4 protein-coding genes and 3 pseudogenes are annotated in these 20,729 nt (G+C 69.1%); 4 read left to right on the plus strand and 3 right to left on the minus strand.

The window, feature by feature from the left end; translation table 11 throughout:
- Positions 1-6 precede the first annotated feature (6 nt).
- A pseudogene (locus C7T91_RS40095) lies at positions 7-231 on the plus strand (trimeric intracellular cation channel family protein); the annotation flags it as partial.
- 109 nt (positions 232-340) lie between these two features.
- Here C7T91_RS40095 and C7T91_RS27335 read toward each other — a convergent pair.
- Both C7T91_RS27335 and C7T91_RS37175 read right to left on the minus strand, forming a co-directional pair.
- The gene (locus C7T91_RS27335) at positions 341-724 is read right to left on the minus strand and encodes a TRIC cation channel family protein (protein ID WP_108263012.1); all 384 of its coding nucleotides are present in this window, start codon (positions 722-724) and stop codon (positions 341-343) included.
- Positions 679-780, minus strand: a pseudogene (locus tag C7T91_RS37175) (IS5/IS1182 family transposase); the annotation flags it as partial. The gene C7T91_RS27335 and the pseudogene C7T91_RS37175, both read right to left, overlap by 46 nt.
- A 357-nt stretch (positions 781-1,137) precedes the next feature.
- Here C7T91_RS37175 and dut point away from each other — a divergent pair.
- Complete coding sequence (gene dut, locus C7T91_RS27345) at positions 1,138-1,584, plus strand: dUTP diphosphatase (RefSeq protein WP_108263016.1); 447 nt, start codon at positions 1,138-1,140, stop codon at positions 1,582-1,584.
- A 250-nt stretch (positions 1,585-1,834) separates the two neighbouring features.
- Positions 1,835-1,960 (plus strand): annotated as a pseudogene (locus C7T91_RS27350) (IS5/IS1182 family transposase); the annotation flags it as partial.
- Between the two features lie 1,251 nt (positions 1,961-3,211).
- Here the strand turns inward: C7T91_RS27350 and C7T91_RS27360 are convergent.
- Complete coding sequence (locus C7T91_RS27360) at positions 3,212-4,750, minus strand: tetratricopeptide repeat-containing sulfotransferase family protein (protein WP_108263020.1); 1,539 nt, start codon at positions 4,748-4,750, stop codon at positions 3,212-3,214.
- On the opposite strand from C7T91_RS27360, the gene C7T91_RS27370 reads away from it, so the two are divergent.
- Positions 4,722-20,282, plus strand: coding sequence for an Ig-like domain-containing protein (locus C7T91_RS27370; protein WP_145963049.1), 15,561 nt, complete (start codon positions 4,722-4,724; stop codon positions 20,280-20,282). The genes C7T91_RS27360 and C7T91_RS27370 overlap by 29 nt on opposite strands.
- Positions 20,283-20,729 lie beyond the last annotated feature (447 nt).

Genomic DNA, 20,729 nt, shown 5'->3' on the forward strand with positions numbered 1-20,729 from the left:
GCCGCCATGACGCTGGTCGACGTGCTCGACATCCTGGGAACCTTCGCCTTCGGCCTCAGCGGCGCGACGGTGGCGATCCGCAAGAAGCTGGACCTGTTCGGCATCCTCGTGCTCTCGGCTTCGGTCGGCGTGGCGGGGGGGACGATGCGCGACGTGCTCCTCGGCGACGTGCCGCCGGATTCGCTGAAGGACCCGCGCCTGTTGCTGGTGGCCTGTTCGGCGGGGATCGCGGCGTTCTTCCTCGGCAGGCGGCTCGAGAAGCTGCGCCGCCCGGTTCAGGACCAGGGGGCGCGCGGCAGCTTCCAGCCGAAATGCTCGGCCCCGACGCGCAGCGCGAAGGTCACCAGGATCGNCGGCGATCGCCGAGGGCAAGAGCGGCCAGGCGAAATGGAAGGCGGCCGNCATAGACCGCCGCCCCGGCCAGCGCGGCGGCGGCATAGATGTCCTCGCGCAGCACGCGGGGGATTTCGGCCGCCATCATGTCGCGCAGCACGCCCCCGCCGACGCCGGTCATTACGCCGAGCAGGATCGCCGACAGCAGCGGCAGCCCATGGGTCAGCGCCTTGTGGCAGCCCGCCACCGCGAAGAAGCCCAGCCCAACCGCATCGAGCAGCATCCGCCGCTGGCGCGGACCGGCCCGGACTCCCCCGGACGGTTTCCTGATCCTCCTCATCCGCCATAGGCCTGCTGGCGGCCGCGGCGTCCCGATGGGATGGCCTCGCATTGCGTCGAAGGATCGGACCAGACGGTCAGCGATCCGCGCTGCTTCAGAACCTCGCTCGCCGTTGCGCCCGGACCGCTGGCGCGCAGCGGCTCGCTAGCTACGCCAGTTGGCGGTCTTGCAGGCCGGTTTCGCCGGTCTACTCTGGCCAGCCCGCGACTACATTGGATTAACGATGTGAATCCCAGACCGTCTTTGTGAAACAAGACAACCCGCAGCCAAGGCCTCTTCCGAAAGCGCTGGCCCCCGCCCCGTGGCACCCCCCGGTTCAGCCTGCCCGGGCAGAAGGGCCGCGACAGTCTCCCGAAAACATCCGGGCGGGAGGCGGAGATCTCGGCGCGGAAACGCGCTATCGAGACAATGCGTGGCGACGACTCACTCGTCGGCTCCAAACCACGTAACGGAAAGGGAAAGACATGAACACGCTGAAATTCCTGCGCCTCGCGGGCAACGACCTGCCGCTGCCGGCCTATGCGACTCCCGGGGCTGCGGGAATGGATCTGCGGGCCTGTCTGCCCGAGGGGCCGGTCGAGATCGCCCCCGGCAAGGTCGCGCTGATCCCTGCGGGCTTCATCGTCGAATTGCCGCTGGGCACCGAGATGCAGATCCGGCCACGCTCGGGGCTGGCGACGCGCCATTCGATCCTGGTGCCCAACAGCCCCGGCACCGTGGATTTCGACTATCGTGGCCCGGTCGCCGTCGCGCTCCTCAACGCTGGCAGCGAAACCTTCACCGTCACGCATGGCGACCGGATCGCACAGGCCGTGATTGCGGATGTGCGCCGCCCGGAAATCGTCGAGGTTGACGCCGTTTCTGAGACCGAGCGCGGCGCCGGAGGCTTCGGCTCCACCGGCGTGGCCTGAGGCCGTCCCGGAGGCGTCGCCCAAGGGCCCCGTCGGCGCGGCGGCGGTGGAGATCGGGCGGGCCATCGCCTCCCACACCCTGAGCACTGATCAAGTCGGACAGGCCCGCCTCGACCGGCTGCGCGCCGGGCCGATGACGGTGGGCGAGCCCGCCTGACCGAACTCCGCGGCGAATGGGCCGCCGCGGACTGAGCTTGCCCCCGGGATCGCGGACTGGGCCGATATTCACTATGCGGCCAAGCCGAACCCGAAATCCTTCGGCGAGCGGATCGCTTCAAGGGACCCCGACCGCCAGACCGCCGAAATCCATATCCGAGTTGCCCTGATCAACCGCTTCAACGCCCTCGGCACCGCCGAGATCGGGCGCGTGGCCTGACCTCATATAGGGGAAGGGGCATCGCGTCCTGAAGCCGACTTCTGCAACAATGCCCTTTGACGGTGGCTGAGTGAGGAGAACTCAGCCCCCGGCCAGTCCTCGCCCGCCATTTCGAGGATGCTGGAGAACAATCCACCTCGCCATGGTCACTCGGACCCGTGGCGTTCCCATGGCTCGATCTGCCGGATCGGCAAGCCGACCGCGACCGTGACCATCAGGCAGACTTGGATGGCATCTGCCGGGCAGGGCTCCGCCCGTCCGGCCCTCAGGGGCTCCGCCCGTTCCCTCCTCAAACTGTCCGCGGGGACAGTTTGCCTCCTGAGGAGGACCGGAGCGACCCCCGCCGGAGGATTTGCCGCTGGCGCGGATCGAACCGAACTCCCCCGGACTGTCTGCGGCTCCTCTTCGTTCAGGGAAGACCGGCGGGTGCCCGGCCTTGCCTGCCTTCGGCGCGAGCCATGTCATGTCCTTGTCCAGCCGGACGAGCAGCGACCCGCGCCGCTTCAGCGCGTCGTGTTCGGGCCAGGAACCGCGGTCGGCTGCTGACCATGGACATGTCGCGCAAGGAGATGGCATTCGTCGGCGAAACCGTCCCCCGGACGGTTTCCCGATCCTCTTCATTCCTGGCGCACCGCGAGGCCGCGCCGCAGCTGTCCGCTGCCCGATAGGACATTGCGTAGCAATGTCCCGAAAGGGGACGGCCATTTTCCGTTCATCGCCAAGGGCCCGGGGTCCATGGCCCGGACCAGCTTCAGGGCACTTATCATGGCGTCATCGGCCCGAGCCCGATGGACGGCGGGCTGCGTCATCTGCCAACGACGCGCTCCCGCGAGGCTTGGACCGGTGGCGCCAGCGTGTCCGCTCCTTCCGGTCCATGGTGGCGGGGTTTCGGCCCCGGTCTCGACCATTGTCCTGCAGCGAAGCCGCTTGGGGAAGCAAGCGTGCGGTGCCTCTTGCCCGGCCGCGTCTTCCGGTCGGACAGCCTCCCGGCATGCGTCGGACCTGCATCGCGGCAGTTTTGCCGGACACGGTGTCTTTGAGGCGTTGCGCCGCCGCGGCTGTCCGCATGACGTCAAGCCGGTTCGCGCGGCGGGTCGGACTGCCTCCGGGGGCGGAAGGCGCGGATCGCAAAGGCCGGGTGCTGCGCGAAGGTGCTGACGGGGGAGGAGGCCTGCCTGTCGGAGCATGGAACCTGCGCGGACTCCCGGTCAGAGTCCCGGCTTGATCGAAGCCTGCAGCTGCGTCCTGCATTCAGCTCCGGGCTGCCTGAGCCCCGCTCAATTCGAAGGCTGCCGCCTCCGCGCCAGGGGCAGGGCCGCTGCCTGATCCGCTCCATCCGCCGTGGTTCGGTCCGGGTTCGGCCAGGTTTGCGCCCGCCGCCTGCCGCGCGATGCATTGTTCGATCTCGACCTCGTAATGCGCGATCTCTTCGATCAGCTCGGCCATCAGAGGCATCAGATGCGGGGCATAGGCTTTCCATTTCCCGGAACTGCCGCGGTAGATGCCTTGCCGCACCTGGCGCAGGCTTGCCGTTTGAACGGTCCCGGTGCTGCCGCGGTAGTCGGCCAGACCCTCCTCCATCTCCAGGCCGCAGAACCGGGCCATCCGGGCAATCCAGGCCGCGGGGGCTTCGGTCAGCGGTTCGTAGAGAACGGGCAGGATCCGGCCGGGGAAGTCCTTGGCCCAGCGGGCCATTGCCGTTTCCGTGAGCCGGTGGAATTCGGCGAGAGTGGCAAAACGGTGCGCGTGGTCATGCCCCTCGGCAAAGCGGATGCGGAAGGCCGAGAAGGCGCAGGCCATCGGATGGCGGCGGCAATGCAGGACCCGGGCTTCGGGCATGGCCTTGAGCGCGAGGCCGCAGAGAAACGCGTTCGAGGGCATCTTGTCGAGCAGCACCTCGGAATCGGCGGCCTCCGGCGGCAGATTGCCGAGATAGGCGTCCCGGAAGGCTTGCGGATCGATCGGGCCGTCGCCGGCGCAGAGCGTGTTGTAGGCCTCGGCCAGCCGCGTGCTTTCGCCGATCGTGGCGGTGCGGCTGTGGCGCAGCAGGATCTGTTCGGCCAGCGTCGTGCCGGAGCGCGGCAGGCCGGTGATGAAGACCGGGCGGGGCGTCCGGCCCTGCGGCGGCGGTGCGGATATCCGGGCGGCCACCGCAGGGGCGCGCCCGGCAACCGCGCGGACGCTGTCCATGTAGCGGCGGATATCTTCGTCCGGTTTCAGGGCGTTGGCCATTGCCAGATAGCGGAAGGCCGTCGCGGTGTCGCCCTGGTCCTCGCGGTTCTTCGCCAGCGCATAGGCGGCCATTTCCCGGTCGGTGCGCGGTGCAGCGGGGGTGTCGAACACCTCTTCGATCTGGCTGATGATCTCGGCTTCGGCCGACAGGTCCGTCTGGCGGGACAGGTTGTAGAGCCCGGACATGGCGAGCCTGCCGGATCGGGCGGCGCCGAGCAGGACCTGCCGGGCCTCGTCAAGCCGCCCGAGAAAGGCCAGCGAACTGCCCAGCACGTTCAGCGCCTCTGCATCGAGTGCGCCGCGCTGGCACAAGGGCTCCAGCATGTCCGCGGCGGCGGCGTGGTCTCCGTCGAAGGCGGTGGCGATGGCATGGCTGGTGCAGATGCCGTCATGATCCGGATGGCTGCCGAGGAAGGGGGCGAGCCGGGCGAGCGCCGCGCGGGGCTGCTTCAGCACGACGAGCGCGCGGGCCTCGAAGGCGGCGAGCGCCGGGTTCGCGGGCGGCGGGTCGCTGCGCTTTGCCGGCGCCGTGCTGGAGGGCGGCGGCCTCGGCGACATGCCGGTGCTGGTCTTCGGCGCGGGCACGGCCGGGGAGGAACGCCTCGGCGCGGAGGAGCTCGAGGCGCTGATCGGCGACGGCGGCGATGCCCCGGTCTTCCTCTCCTCCGGGCTGGCCAATGACACCGGGCGCAGCGCGTCGGACGGCATCACCTCGGATCCGGCCATTGCCGGGCAGGTCTCGGACGATGCCGGTATCGCGAAGCTGGAGCTGCGCTTCGGCGAGGGCAGTGCCTTCGCCGACATCACGGCGGCGCTCGCTGGGGACGGAACCTTCTCGCTCGGACGGGCGGCGCTGGAGCAAGCGCTCGGACGGGCGATCGGCGATGGCCTCCATGCCGTCACGCTGCGCGCGACCGGCGGCGACGGGCAGCGCGCCGAGACCGGCTTCGCCATGCAGGTCGATACCGCGATCCAGGCGGTGCAGGCCGCGCTGGCCGTGTCCTCGGATACCGGCACCGCGGGCGACGCCATCACGTCGCTCCGCTCGGTGAAGCTGACCGGCCAGGGCGAGCCCGGGGCCACGGTCGAGGCCGGCGGCATCTCCAGCGTCGTCGCGGCGAATGGCAGCTTCGCGCTGAACGGCGTGGCCGTGGCCTTGGGCACCAACGACATCGTGGTCACCACCACCGACGCGGCCGGCAACAGCAGCCAGACCCTGCTCGAGATCACTGGCATCGCCGCGGTCGAGGGCCAGCCGGTGCTGGTCTGGAACGACATTGCGCTCGAAGCCATTGCCGGCAATGCCGATATCGGCACCGGCGCGTCGCGCGTCCTCGCGATGCAGTCGGTCGCGGTGCATGACGTGATCGCGGCCATCGACGGCACGCAGGCCTTCATGGTGGACGAGACCGCCGCAGACGGGGCCAGCCTGGCCGCGGCCATCGCCCAGGCTTCGCACGCGGTCCTGAGCTATGCCTATCCGGCCTTCCGCGACGCGCTCGACGCCTATCTGGCCGAGGCGCTGGCGGATGTGCCCGACGGTGCGGCAGAAGATGCCGGCATCGCGCTGGGACAGGCCGTCGCCGACCAGATGATCCGGATCCGCAGCGCCGACGGCTGGGACGATTTCGAGACCTATCCCGGCAGCGCCGATCCCGGAAAATGGCGCGAGACCGGACCGCTCTACGAGGTCGCGGTCGATCCGCAATGGGCGACCATGACCCCCTGGGCACTGACCGGAGCGGACCAGTTCCGCGTGGGCGCGCCGCCCGCGCTGAACAGCCAGGCCTATGCCGATGCGGTCAACGAGGTGAAATCGCTGGGTTCGGCGACCTCGACGACGCGCACGGCGGACATGTCCGAGGCGGCACGTTTCTGGAAGGACGGCCGCGGGACCGAGACCACGCCGGGGCACTGGAACTCGATCGCCACGGACCTGATGAAGGCCGGCGGCGCTTCGTCCTCGGAGTCGGCGCGGGCGCTGGCCATCCTGAACGTGTCGATGGCCGACGCGATGATCGCCGCCTGGGACTCGAAATACGCCTATGGCCTGTGGCGGCCGCAGGACGCGATCCGGATGGCGGAGACCGACGGCAACCCGGCCACCGCGGCGGACAAGGCGTGGCAGCCCTTCATGTTGGCGCCGGCGCATCCGGAATATGTCTCGGGCCATTCGGTGTCCTCCGGCGCCGCCGCCGGCGCGCTGACCGCGCTGTTCGGCGGCGAAACCGGCTTCACCACCGAAAGCCTCGGCCTCGCCGGGGTCGAGCGGAGCTTCGGCAGCTTCTGGGAGGCGGCGGAAGAGAATGCAAATTCGCGGCTCTGGGCCGGGGTGCATTACGCGTTTTCGAACACGGCCGGCCTGGCGCAGGGGGCCGAGGTCGCGCAATGGGCGCTCAACGCGTTCGACAGCGTGACCGACACCGCGGCGCCGGTGGTCATCCTCGACGTCGCCTTCGGCTACGCCTCCGGGCTGCCCTTCGCCGTGAACGGCGCCGCCCTCGACACGCTGTCCGGGGTCGCGAAGCTGCGGGTCACGATCGACGACGGCAACCCGGACACGCCCGCGGAGGTGCGGGAGCTGGCCTTCGACGCCAAGGGCGGGTTCTCAGCCGCGCTCGGCGAGGCCACGGCGGACGGCACCTATACGCTGGCCTTCCGGGCGGAAGATGCCGCGGGCAACCTGTCGAAGACCGTGACCTCCACCGTCACCGTCGACACCGCCGATCCCGAGCTGGAGCTGACCAGCCTGGAAGACGGCGCGCTCAGGGGCACCGCGGCGCGGCTGGCGGGCACCATCGACGGCACCGGCGCGCCGGTCATCGCGCTGGCCTACCAGATCGACGGCGGCCGGACCTATTCGCTGACCTTCAACAAGTCGACCGGCGCCTTCGACCGGGCGCTGAATCTCTCGGCAGTGGGCGAGGGCGAACATGTCGTCAGCGTGATCGCCGCCGACGCCGCGGGCAATTCGATCCGCGAGGACTTCGCGCTGATCCTCGACGAACCGGTGCCCTTCGTCGTCACCGACGTCTCCCCGGCCTCCGGCGCAACCGAGGTCGGCGCCACCTTCCGTCCCGAGATCCATTTCTCGCGCGCAGTCGATCCGGACACGGTGACCGCGGACACGGTGTTCCTGACCGGCGCAGCGGGCCAGAGGCTGCCCTCTGCGGTCAAGGTTTCGGCCGACGGGCTGAAGGCCTGGGTCTTCCCCGAGGGCGCGATGCCGGGCGCGACCAAGATCAAGCTGGCCGTGACGGACGGGGTCAAGGCGCTCGACGGCACCGCGCTCGACGGCGATGGCGACGGCACCGAAGGCGGCGACCTGGTGTCGGACTTCACCACCGTGTCGACCACCGCGGTGCCGGGCACCACGCTTTCGGGCTATGTGGTCGATCCCGGCGACGACCTGAAGCCCCTGACGGTGGACGATTACTCGGTCGGGCCGGACGGGACGGACTTCACCGGGGACGACGTGTTCCTCAGCCCGATCGCCGGCGCCGAGGTCTTCGTCCTCGGGCTCGAGCACATCAAGGCGATCACCGACGAGAACGGCTATTTCGAGCTGACCAACCTGCCCTCGGGCAACGTCAAGGTCGCCGTCGAGGGCCGCACCGCGACCAACGCGCCCGAGGGCGTGTTCTGGCCCGAGATGGTGATGGACGTGACCATCATCGCGGGCCAGGCCAACACGCTGATGGCCGGCATGGGCACGGTGGAGGAGCGCGAGGCGGTTGCCGGGCGCGGCGAGGTCTACCTGCCGCGGGTGCAGACCGACATCCTCAAGGAGCTTTCGGAGACCGAGGCGACCGAAATCGGCGTCCCGGCCAAGGCGGCGCAGGATCTGACGACCGAACAGCGCGAGGCGATCCGGCTGGTGGTGCAGCCCGGCAGCGCGGTGGATGCCAGCGGCAATCCGGTCGAGGGCGCGCAAGTCGGCATCTCGACCGTGCCGCCCGAACTGGTGCTCGACATGCTGCCCGAAGGGGTCATGCAGCACACCTTCGACCTGACGATCCAGTCGCCGGACTCGGCGGTCTTCACCACGCCCGCCGAGCTGACGCTGCCGAACGTGTTCGACGCAGCGCCGGGGACCAAGCTCAACATCCTGTCCTTCGACCACACCACCGGGCGGCTGGTGATCGAGGGCACCGCGACCGTGTCGGCGGACGGCAAGACCGTGACTTCGGACCCCGGTACCGGCATCACCAAGCCCGGCTGGCACGGGCTGACGCCGCCGGGCGGCAACGGCTGCAACGGCGGCGATCCGCTCGGCCCGGACGAGAAGGATCCGGAGGTCCCCGATCCGGAGGAGGCGGACGAGACCGAGGTGATGGCACTCTACAGCCATGACGGCGAAGGCGGCATCCGCTTCAAGCGCGAATGGACCGCGCCCGATCCGCTCGAGGAAACCCCGCCCTCGCCCGGGGGCGACGAGGACTGCCCCGAGGCCGCCGAGGATCTCGAGGACAAGGAGCAGCCCTGGATCAACGTCAAGATCGAGATCGACGGCCCGCTGGCGGATTTCGCCAAGAAATCGGGAAACCTGGGCCTGACGGACACGGAATTCACCCTGCGCGCCGGCACCAATGCCGAGCGCGGCTTTGCCTTCTCGATGAAGACCTTCGAGGAGATGTTCGGCGCGGGCGGGCTGAAGAACGTCGAGAAGAACCAGCTCTACGGCTCGAAGATCACCATCACCGAACGGGTGCAGGATGCCGATGGCAACCAGACCGTCACCAAGGAGGAGATCTTCGTCACCCGCTATGTCGATGCCACCGACGACAACCACACCGATGCACAGACGGAATTCAATGACGCGGTGGTCGACGGCGTTGCGCGGGAGGTGCCGCTGGAGGTGAAGGGGACCGACGGGCTGACCGTCGAGGTGGCCGACACGACCCATTTCCAGGCCAGCAATTCCAAGATCACCTTCGATCCCGGCGCGACCGGATCGCAGAGCACGCAGCTGAACTTCAAGTATGACGGCGGCAACGACGTCCCCGGCGCGATCGCCCTCAAGGGCAAGGGGGCGGAGGTGCAGAAATTCCTCGTCGACACGGCGTCGATCGTCACCACGCTCGCGGCCATAGCCAACGGCACCGACGCCAACACCACGGCGAACACCACGGCGGCCGAGAAGCAGCTGTTCGACAATTCCGACAATGCCATGCCGCCGGCGGCCAATACCGAGCGCGCCGACATCGCGGCGGCCATCAAGACCAAGACCGAGGCATTCTTCACGCCCTACAATGCCGGGCTGGCGCCCGGGGCTGCAGGCGACTCCAACCTGATGACGCTGAAATTCCTGACCACCTCCTCGGGCGGTCTTCTCGGCGACAGCGCCCCGGGCGGCGGCATCGACAAGGCGGCGGACATCAAGTCGGTGGTGGACGACCGCGCCGACTGGTCCAAGGCGGAGCAGAACTTCCGCCTCGACAAGGCGATCAACCAGAGCTTCACCGGCACCGTCGAAAGCTACATCAACACGCCGCTCGAATACCGTGCCGTGGCGACCGCCACCGCGCTGGAGAACACGCTGGCCAAGACCGCCGCGCACGAGCTGGGCCACACGCTGGGGCTGAGGCACACAGGCAATTCCAGCGGCACCAAGGTGGTCAATGTCGGCGGCGTCGCCGGCAGCACCGACTTCATGCAGCAGGGGCTCGATTTCAACGCCAACCTGAGCGTGACCAGCATCACCGACGGCGCGCTCAAGCTCGCTTCGAACATCGGCTACACGGTGGCAGAGGCCCAGGCCGCGCTGTCCTATTACGTCGCGCATTACGCGCTCGGCGCCTTCGATCTGGTCCTCGAGACCGCCGCGAGCATCGTCGCCGATGCCGTGGAAACCGGCGCGGAGTTCCTCTGCGGATGCGGCGGCAACCATGCCTTCGTCCACGAGAAGGCGATCTCGGTCGAGCTTGCCGATGCCATCGAGGGATACAACGACCCGCAGGGCGAGGGCGCGCCCATCGAGGGCGTTGCCGTCGCCGTCTTCGACCTTGCCACGGGGCTGCTTCTGGGAGGAGACGTGGAGTTCGGCACCGTCCTGGCCGACGGTCCCGGCGGCGAACAGGCCGTCCGGTCGATCCAGATCATCTCCATCGGCTCGGAACCGCTGGAGCTCGACGGCGTCTGGTCGGCCTCTTCCGCCGTTTCCGTCGAGGGGCTGGACGGGCCGCTCGAACTGGGACTGGGCGAGACGCTGGTTCTCGACATCGTTTTCGATCCCGCCGGGCCCGGGGCGCAGGACACGACGGTCAGCTTCGCATCGAATGCCGGGAACGGACTCGCCGACATCGCCGTCGCCGGAAGCGCCGTCACCGCAGGGCCGTCGATCTTGGTCACCACGCAGAATTCCAACATCGGGGGCGTCGACCGCGGCACGGCCGAAACGGCGGCGGAGATGTTCACCATCGCAAACCGGGGCGTCGAGGATCTGGTCATCGACGCGATCACGCTCGATCCCTCTGCAGCGTCCTTTGCCCTCACCGGCCTGCCCGCCGATCTTGCCGCCGATCCGATCACCCTGTCCACCGGCGAGACCTTCAGCTTCGGCGTGTCCTTCACCGGGGTCGCGCCCGGGCTGTCGCGCGGCGCGATCGCCATTTCCTCGAACGATGCCGCCTCCCCGGTCACCGAGGTCGCGGCGGCGGCCACCTCCTACGAGGACCTGCTCTATTTCGACTGGGGCAATGACTATGTCGCGATCGACATCGCCGGCGACACGCTGCGCACGGTCTCCGACGAGGACGGCGATCTCATGGTCTTCCTTCCGGCGGAGGAGGACTACAAGATCACGGTCTTCGATCCCGAAAGCGGCCTCGTGGCGGTCAATTACGGCACCACCTCGCCCTCGGGCCAGGGCACCGACCTGACCTCGGGGCTGGTGTTCAAGGCCTCCGCCGCGGTCGACGCCGATTTCGACGGGCTGGCCGCGGATATCGAACATGCCATCGGCACCTCGGACATCAACGCGGATTCGAACGGCGACGGGATTTCGGATTTCGACGCCCTCGCCGCCGGGGTGGCCGCGCTCGATCCCTTCGCCACCAATCTCGGCGTCGTGCGCACGCTGGAGCTCGACGGCGAGATCAAGGCAATGTTCGCGACCCGCGGCTTCGATGCCGGGGGCACGGCCAGCGATCCGCTCTTGGTGCTGACGGCAACCGGGCTGTCGGTGATCGACGTCACCGACCCGCGCGAGCCGGTTCTGTCTTCGGTCACCGCCATCGCGGACGTCAAGGGCGGCGCCTTCGATCCGGCGCTGGAGCAGCTCCTGGTGCTCGGCACCGACGGCACGCTTTCGGCCTGGAATCTCGCGGATCCTGCCGCCCCCGCCAATCTCGGCACCGTGGCCACCGGCGTGAGCCAGGTCACCGCCCGCGACGGCCGCGCGCTTGCCGCCGTCGCAGGCACGCTGCGGCTCTTCGATCTGGCGACCGGCGAGGAGCTCGACAGCGTCAATCTCGGCCCGAGCGTCTCCTCGGTCCGCAGCCTCGCGCAGGACGGCGCCTTCGCCTATGCGCTCGACAACCGCGGCAGCCTGAGCGTGATCGAGCTGTTCGGCGACGAGCTGGTTTCCCGCGGCAGCGTGTCGACCGCGCTGTCCTCGGGCGACCGCAAGATGTTTGCCGCCGAGGGCATCGTCTACATCCCGGCCGGGAACGGCTTCCAGGGCGGCTACCAGACCTATGACGTCTCCGACCCGGATGCGCCCGCGCTGATCAGCGGCGCCGACGACACTTCGCTGGCAGGGACCGCCATTGCGCTGAACGGCGCGGGCCGCGGCCTGCTGGTCGGCGATCCCGGCGGCGTCTTCGGCACCGATGCCATCGACGTGGTGAACACCGCCGACAGTGCCGATACCGGCGCGCTGATCACCCGCTACCAGATCGACACCAGGCCGACGGACGTGGCGATCGCCGCCGGCGTCGGCTATGTCGGCACGACGGACGGCAAGCTGCACATCGTCAACTTCCAGCCCTTCGACACCTCCGGCGTGCCGCCCGAGGTCGCTCTGGCCGCATCCGGCCTCGATGTCGACCCGGACACGCCCGGCGTGCAGATCCTCGAAGGCACCCTGCTCTCGCTCGATGCCACGATCACCGACGATGCCGGGCTGAAATCGGTCTCGCTGCTGGTCAACGGCGATCCGATCTCCGTCGACATCTCCTATCCGTTCGACCTGAGCGCGCGGATTCCGCTCCTGGCCGAGGGCGAGGACGCGCGCGACGTGACCCTGCAGGTGCGTGCCACAGACACGGGCGGCAATATCGGGCTCAGCCAGCTGATCGAGGCCGAGATCGTGCCGGACACGATCCCGCCGATGCTGATCGATTCGACGCTGGAGGAAGGCGCGCTCTACGGCCGCTCGAAGCGGTCCTTCACCTTCACCTTCGACGAGCCGCTCGACCCGGAGACCGACCCGGCCGCCGCCTTCCGGCTGACCGGGCCATCCGGACTGGTCGATCCCGACATCGCGCTGCTCCTGTCCGGCGACCGCGTGGTGCGGCTGGTCTATCCCGAGCTGGAAGAGGGCGCCCATGTGATGACCCTGCCCGGGGGCGGGATCACCGACCTGGCGGGCAATGCCTATTCGGAGACCGATATCGAGCTCGGCTTCGAGCTCGGCAGCTTCTCGAACGAATGGACCGGCGCAGCCGGCGACGGGCTCTGGGGCACGGCAGAGAACTGGAGCGCGGGCCGGGTGCCGGAGGCCGAGGATGACGTCTTCGTCGGCAATCTCACCGGCGGCGTCGCGCTGCAGAATCTCGGCACCGTCGCGCTGAAATCGCTGGTCGCCGAGGCGCCGATCACCATCGGCTTCAACACCACGCTGGCGACGGAATTCGACGCGATCCTCGACGAACTGATCCTGAGCGGCAGCTTCAATTCGCGGGTCGAGATCGGCACCGCCGCCGAGATCGGCACGCTGGAGATGCAGGGCGGCATTTTCGGCGGGGCGGGCACGGTCAACGTCACCGAGAAACTCGACTGGACCGCGGGCACCTTCGAGCGCGGCGGCCTGCTGACGGTGGAAAACGGCGCGGTTGCCGAATTCGGCCGGGATTTCGACCCGGAGGTTGCACCGCCCTCTCCGGCCAGTTCCTATCTCTACCGCGACCTGCTGCTTGCGGGCTCGGGCGTGGTCGGGTCGAACCGCCTCTATCTCGGCACCCAGGATTACGACGCCGATCTCGGACAGAACGTCAATGTCGGCGGCAGGTTCACCATCGCGGCCGGCGCCGAGCTGGAGCTGGCCAATTTCAACTCTGACATCCTCCTCGGCGTCTCCGGCAGCGATGCGGGCATCGAGAACCTCGGCACGCTGCGCAAGACCGGCGGCGGCACCTCGACCGTGGTGCCCTTTGCCCAGTCGCTCGGCGAGGTGGTGATCGAGGACGGCTTCATCGCGATCCCGGCCAACGCCACGCTGCGGCTGTCCTCGGAGGACGATCTGGATCTCTTCGCCGGGCTGAAGCTCGAGGGCGGCACGCTGATCCTCGAGGACGACGTGACGCTCGGGAATTTCCAGATGGCCAGCGGCACGGTCGGCGGGCCGGGCACGCTGACCCTGACGGGCACGGCGGCGGTCACCGGCGGCACCTTCTCGGGCGCGGGCGACGTGGTGGTGCCGGAGGGCGCGCTGCTGACCCTCGGCCATCCCTACGACCCGGACGAATACCGCAGCATCGGCTATCCGACCCTCGGCCGCGACATCATCGTCGAGGGCGAGGTCGACCATGCCAATGCCGATCTCCGCCTGGGCACCCGGACGTACAATTCCGAAACCGCCCAGTTCGACTATGCCGACGGGGCGCTGCGCATCGCGCCGGGCGGCACCTATACCTTCTCCAGCCCGTTCGCCGACATGAACGTCAACTATCCGGCCCAGAACACGGCCTCCGGCCTGCTGAACGAGGGCGGGATCGTCAAGACCGGCGGCGGGGCCTCGGGCGCGGCGTTCTTCGGGACGCAGACCGGCAGCTTCGACTTCCGGGACGGCATCCTGGAAATCACCGACGGCGCCTTCCTGCTGACCCAGGACCTGGTCGATGCGGGCTTCGACCGGCTGCAGATCTCCGGCGGCACGGTCACCATCGACGAGGAGGTGACCCTGGCCGCGCTGTCGATCACCGGCGGCACGCTCGCCGGCGCCGGAGCGGCGGAGATCGCCGAGCTGGACTGGAACGGCGGCAGCGTCACCCTGGACGGCGGCCTCTCCATCGCCGAAGACGCGACCGCCCGGATCGGCAGCGCCTATCCCTTCGCCAATGCCTATCTCGGCACCACGCTCTCGGTCGGCGGCACGCTCGTCTTCGAGAACAATGCCCGCCTCTATCTCGGCCGCAATGACGGCACGGACCACGTGCCGGGCCTGATCGATGTCGGCGCCGGGGGCACCGTCGAATTCGGCCGCGACAGCTCTCTCTACGACAACACCTCGGGCAACGCGCTCTCGGGGCTGACCGGCAGCGGCGCGATCGTCAAGTCCGGAACCGGGACCTCCGGACTGATGCTGCAGGATTTCACCGGCAGCTTCGACGCGGGCAACGGCCGGTTCGTTCTGCAAAACGGCGTCTCGACGATCTCGCAGGCCGCGATCGACGGCGGACTGTCCGATCTGGTGATCAGCGGCGCGACCGTGCGGGCCGAAGGCGACCTGGTCCTCGGCGGGCTCGAGGTCTCGGGCGGCCGGCTCGACGGCGCCGGAGACGTCACGGTCGGCGGGCGCTTCGACTGGACCGGCGGGGCGCTGACCGGCAGCGGCGGGATCACCCTCGCCGAGGGCGGCGCCGCGCAATTCGGATTTCCGATCGAGGAGAGCAGCAGCACCCGGACGCTCTATCTCGGCCGCGAGATGACGCTGGCCGGCGGTGCGGCCTTCGGAAACGCCAACCTCTATCTCGGCTACCGCTACTATGACGGCACGATCCCGGGCTATGTGGACCTGCCCGGCTTCCTGACCGTCGCCGAAACCGGCACGCTGGATTTCCGCAATACCGCGGGCGAGATCCGGATCTACAACAGCGGCTTCTTCGGCGCAGGCGAGGCGGTCGGCCTGGTCAATCTCGGCGGGATCACCTCGAGCCTCGGCAGCCAGACGACCAATGTCGCCTTTGCCCGCAACGAGGGAACCGTGGATGCCGCCGAAGGCCGGCTGGCGGTGAATGGCGGCGTGCTGATCCTCGACGGCGACACCGATGCCGGCCTCCTGGACCTCGCGGCGGTGCTCGGCGGCACGGTCTCGGCGGCGGAGGACGTGACGCTTGCCCGTCTCGATTTCCGCGGCGGGACTTTGGCCGGTCCGGGCGACCTGACGGTGGACACCCGCCTCGACTGGCGCGCGGGCACCTTCGGCGGCACCGGCCAGGTGATCATCGCCGACGGCGCCGAAGCCGAGATCGGCGCCGGGCCGGACGGCACCGCGACGCTCTACCTGCGGCAGGATCTGGTGATCGGCGGCGAGGCGAGCTTCGAGGGGCTGCGGCTGCGGCTGGGCGACTATTACAACGACGCCGGGCTGGGACAGAACGTCAACACGCCTGGGCGGGTGCTGGTCGATGCTTCGGGCACGTTGCGGCTGGTCGGCGAGGCCTCGGATCTCGACATCTACCGCTCGACCGGCGGCGCAGCCTCCTCGGGCAATGCGCTGGTCAATGACGGGCTCGTCGTCAAATCCGGGGGCGGCGCCAGCTCGGTCTCGGGCGGGGTCCAGATCGAAGGCAGCGGCGTCTTCCTGACCGAGGACGGCTTCCTCGAAATCGGTTCCGGCGCAACCTTCGTCATCGACGGTCCGGTCACCGTGGCCAACCTGCGCCTGAACGGCGGCACGCTCGACGTGCAGGCCGATGCCGCCATCGCCAATCTCGAGATCGCCGGCGGCACGGTCACCGGCGGGGCCGACCTGACCGTGACGGAAAGTCTGGTGCAGACCGGCGGCACGCTCGCCGGCGCGGGAACGCTGATCGTCGGCGCCGGGGCGGAGGCGCTCTTCGGCAGCCCCTGGACCGGAACCTCGGATCCGGGATCGGCGGTGATGGCGGTGGCGCGAAACCTGGCCATCGAGGGAACCGCGGTGATCGAACAGGCCGAGCTGCGGCTCGGCATCGACGATGCGCCCGATATCGGCATCGACGTGACCGTCGCGGCGGGCGGCGTGCTGGAATTCGACGGCGCCCGCGCCCGGCTGCGCGACTACCGCAGCTCGGCGGGCGAGGAGAACCGCGTGATCAATGACGGCACCATCCGCAAGACCGGCGGGGGCATTGCCGACATAGATCCCGGGATCCTCGTCTCGGGGGGCGGCACGATCGAGGCCTCGGAGGGGATGCTGGCCACGCCGATCGGCGATTTCGGCAGCTTCGCGCCGCCGCCCGGCACCCCGGTCTATGCCGATGCGGTCGGCAACGGCGTCACGAGAGTGCTGGCCGAGGCCGACGGCGTCTCGGAGATCAGCGTCACCGGCGGCGTGCTGCAGGTGGACGAGGACATCACGCTGGACAACCTCTCGATGACCAACGGCCGCATCGAGGGCACGGGCCGGATCACGGTCACCGGCCGCTTCGACTGGGAAGGCGGCGACATCCGCGGCAACAACGAGATCGTCGTCCGCTCCGGCGCCGAAGCGGTGATCGGCGCGGCCTACGATGTCGAGGCGCCGGCCAATCACGGCAACCTCCATCTCGGCGGCCGGCTGGTGATCGAAGGCACGGCGCTGCAATCGCAGGCGGTGCTAAGGCTCGGCTCGCTGACCGCCGGGGAGGACGCCGAGGGCGTTCTGGAAATCGCCGCGGGCGGCAGCTACGTGCTCGACGGCTGGCGGGCGGACATCAACCGCTACCGCGACGGCTCCGATGGCAGCCTGTCGCAGATCATCGTCGACGGCAGCCTGTCGAAGACCGGCGGCGGCGAGTCGCTGCTCAGCGGCCTGCCGGTCTCGGGCACCGGCACGGTGGCGCAGTCCGGCGACGGCACGCTGCGGTTCCAGAGCGGCAGCATGGCGTTCGATGCGCCGGGATTTGCCCTGTCGGGCGAGGTGATCCTGAGCGCCGGCACGATGGCCATCGGCCCGGGGGCCGATCTCTCGGGGCTGACCGGCCTCACCGTCACCGGCGGCACTCTGATCCTGTCCGGCGATCTGGAAATCCCCGAACTGTCGGTCCTGGGCGGCGCCGCGGAAATTTCGGACACCGTCACCGTGACGGACAGCTTCGCGCTGAGCAATGCCACGATCCGCGGCGGCGGCGAAATCGCCATTGCGGACGGGGCGGCGGCATCGCTGGTGTCGACCCAGAGCTATACGGTCAACAGCTATCTCGGCGTCACGCTGACAGTGAATGGCGATCTGGCGGTCGAGCGGAGCAATGTCCGGCTCGGAACCAACACCTATGACGCGGAGCTCGGCCAGTATGTCCAGAATGGCGGGCGGATCGAGATTGCCGCCTCCGGGTCGCTGACCCTGCAGGGCGAGGATTCCGACATCCTGAACTCGACCAACGAGACCGGGTTCGAGAACGGCGTCTCGGTGGCGGGCTCGCTGGTGAAGACCGGCGGCGGCAGCAGCCGGGTCCACAACCTGAGCTTCGGCGACGGGGCCGGCATCGACATCGTCGACGGGGTGCTGGAACTCACCGGCGGCCGCTTCGAGCTGAGCCAGGAGATCGTCGATGCCGGGCTCGGCCAGATCCGCGTCAGCGGCGGCGAGCTGGTCCTGGACGGGGATGTCACGCTGGCCGGGCTGGAGATGACCGGCGGCCAGCTCCTCGGCGACGGCGACCTGACGGTGACCTCGACGCTGGCCGTGGGCAATGCCACGCTGAAAGGCGGCGATCTGGTGATCGCGGCCGCCGCGACCGGCACCATAGCAAACGGCTATTACGGCTCCATTGGCCGCGACCTGGCCGTGGAAGGCACGCTGCGGCTCGGGGACAACACCTATATCGGCCGCCAGGAATTCGACAACGACCTCGGTGAATACGTCCAGCTCGGCGGGCATCTCGACATCGGCGCCGCCGGGCGGCTGGAGCTGCCGGCGAACGGGGCTGTCTATCTGGGCTTCCCGCTCCAGGAGGGCGGCGACCACGGGGTGTCCTCGGCCGGCACGATTTCTTCCGAGGGCAACATCCGCCTGCCCTTCGCCCCGGGCGGCGGGATCGGCACGGTCGAGCTGAACGGCGGCACGCTGATCCTGAGCCAGGACATGACTCTGACCCAGGCGATGGTCGATGCCGGGATCGACGCGGTCCGGGTGGTCTCCGGAACGCTGACGATCGACGAGGACGTGACCCTCGGCACGCTCGAGCTGCATGGCGGGGGCCTTGCAGGCAGCGGAGAGGTCACCGTCGCCGGGTCGTTCGAATGGCTGAACGGCAGCATGTCGGGCAGCGGCACAACCCTCCTCGCCGCCACGGCCGACGTGCAGTTCGGCCATGACTGGGAGCAGACTTCCGCCACCGGCAGCGGCACGCTTGCCAGGGCGCTGGAGGTCGGGGGCGCGGCCGACTTCGGCAACCTCTATCTCTCGCTCGGCCAGCGGCTGGCCTATGATCCGGACCTCGGGGACTATCCGTTCGACAGCGGCATTCTTGCCATCGCCGAGACCGGCAGCCTGACCATCGGCGGCGACCGCAGCCGGATCATCCGCACCTATAGCGGCCATGAGCTGGACGAGAGCGGGATTGCCAATGCCGGGCAGATCGTCAAGACCGGCGGCGGCGCGACGCCGGTGTCGCTGGCCTCGAACAGCGGCAGCTTCGTCTTCGAGGACGGCGTGCTGACCCTGCGCGAGGGCGAGCTCACGCTGACCCAGGCGCTGATCGACGCAGGATTCTCGGAAATCGTCATCGAATCCGGCAGCGTCGTGATGTCCGAGGCGCTCACCCTCGACACGCTGACCGTCACCGGCGGCGAGCTTGTCGCCGAAGAGGGTCTGACCGTCACCGGCAGCTTCGACTGGAGCGGCGGCGGCATCCGTACCGGCGCGGCGGCCTTCACCATCGCCGGCACCGCGACAGCCACCTGGGGCGCGCCCTTCGACCCGGAAAACCCGACCGCATCGGATTATCTCTATTTGCGGGGGAACATGGACATCGCCGGCAGCGTCGCGATGGGGGCGGTGCAAGTCGAACTCGGCGGCATCGAATACGACAGCGAAGCGGGTGAATACATGCTCCTGCCGGGCTCGGTCGACATCCTCGAAGGCGGATCGCTGGCCATGGACGGCTCGCGCGCGGATTTCCGCAGCTATCTCGACTACGGCGAGTACGAATTCTATTACGGAACCGGCACGGCCGATACCGCCGTCGCGGTCGGCGTGAACAACCAGGGCAGCCTGGCCAAGACCAGCGGCGGCACCAGCGGTCTCGTGCTCTACGGCGAGCAGGCCGGCAGCTTCGACCAGGGCAGCGGCGCCTTCGCCCTGTCGGGCGGCTTCGCCGGCGGCGCCAGCCAGACCGTCGCGCTGACAGCCGACATGGCCGCAAACGGGCTTGGCGATGTGCTGATCGACAGCAGCATCCTGGAGGTCGGCGCGGACGTGACGCTGGCCTCGCTGCGGATGACGGGCGGCGCCGCCCTGATCGGCGGCGGCGATCTGACCGTGTCCGAATGGTTCCAACTCGAGAGCGGCGCTCTCGCGGGCACCGGAACGCTGATTGTCGGCAGCGGCGCGACCGGGCGCTTCGGGATCGAGGCGGTGCCGGACCAGTACAACTACCCGCAGCAGATCCAGATTTCCCAAGCGGTCGAGATCCGCGGCACCGGCATCTTCGAACAGGCCGAAACCGTGCTCGGCGGCTCCGTCGACGAGTTCGCCTTCCTGGAGACCGAGCCGCAGGCAGGCACGGTCTTCGTCACCGACACCGGAACGCTGATCTTCGCCGGCGCGCTGAGCGACGTGACGCGCGGCGCCGACGCTCCGGCCGGCGAGCCGAGCGGCTTCGACAATGCCGGCACTCTGGTCAGGTCAGGCGCCGGCACGACGACGATCGCCGAAGAGCTCGGCTTCTCGAGCAGCGGCACCATCATCGTGCAGGGCGGCGCGTTCGATGCGCCGGGCACGGAGTTCGATTTCGGGCTGTGAGCGGGTGCCGGTCCGGAGCGTTGTTCCGGACCGGCACCGGCGGGGCGGCCATGGCAATCCGCCCCGTCCGGGCGTCGGGCAGCCAATGCCCGGATGCCAAGGCTGCCGGTTGCAAAGAGGCCGCTTCTCCCGGAGCCTCCCTCCGTGCTGGCGCATTGCCGCGGACCGGAGCGACGCTTCATGCCGTCAAGCACGCCCTGCAGGAGAGCCAGATCATGGCTGCAACACCCGCCGGCGGGGCCGCGATCTCCGCGAACGTGCGTCAGCCTCTCCGTTCTGCCCATGCCGCCGATGCGCCGGCCGGCATCTTCTGAACCGGTCTGCAAGATCCGGTTCCAACGCGCCGAGCCAATGCGGCAACGCCTTCCGTGACAGGGCAGCCCTGAGCTCCAGCTGATTTGCGCAGCAGCGCCCCTCCCGGGCCCGAGAGCGAAACAGGCCCTGTTT

The organism is Mangrovicoccus ximenensis, from assembly GCF_003056725.1.
GTDB classification, from domain to species: Bacteria; Pseudomonadota; Alphaproteobacteria; order Rhodobacterales; family Rhodobacteraceae; genus Mangrovicoccus; species Mangrovicoccus ximenensis.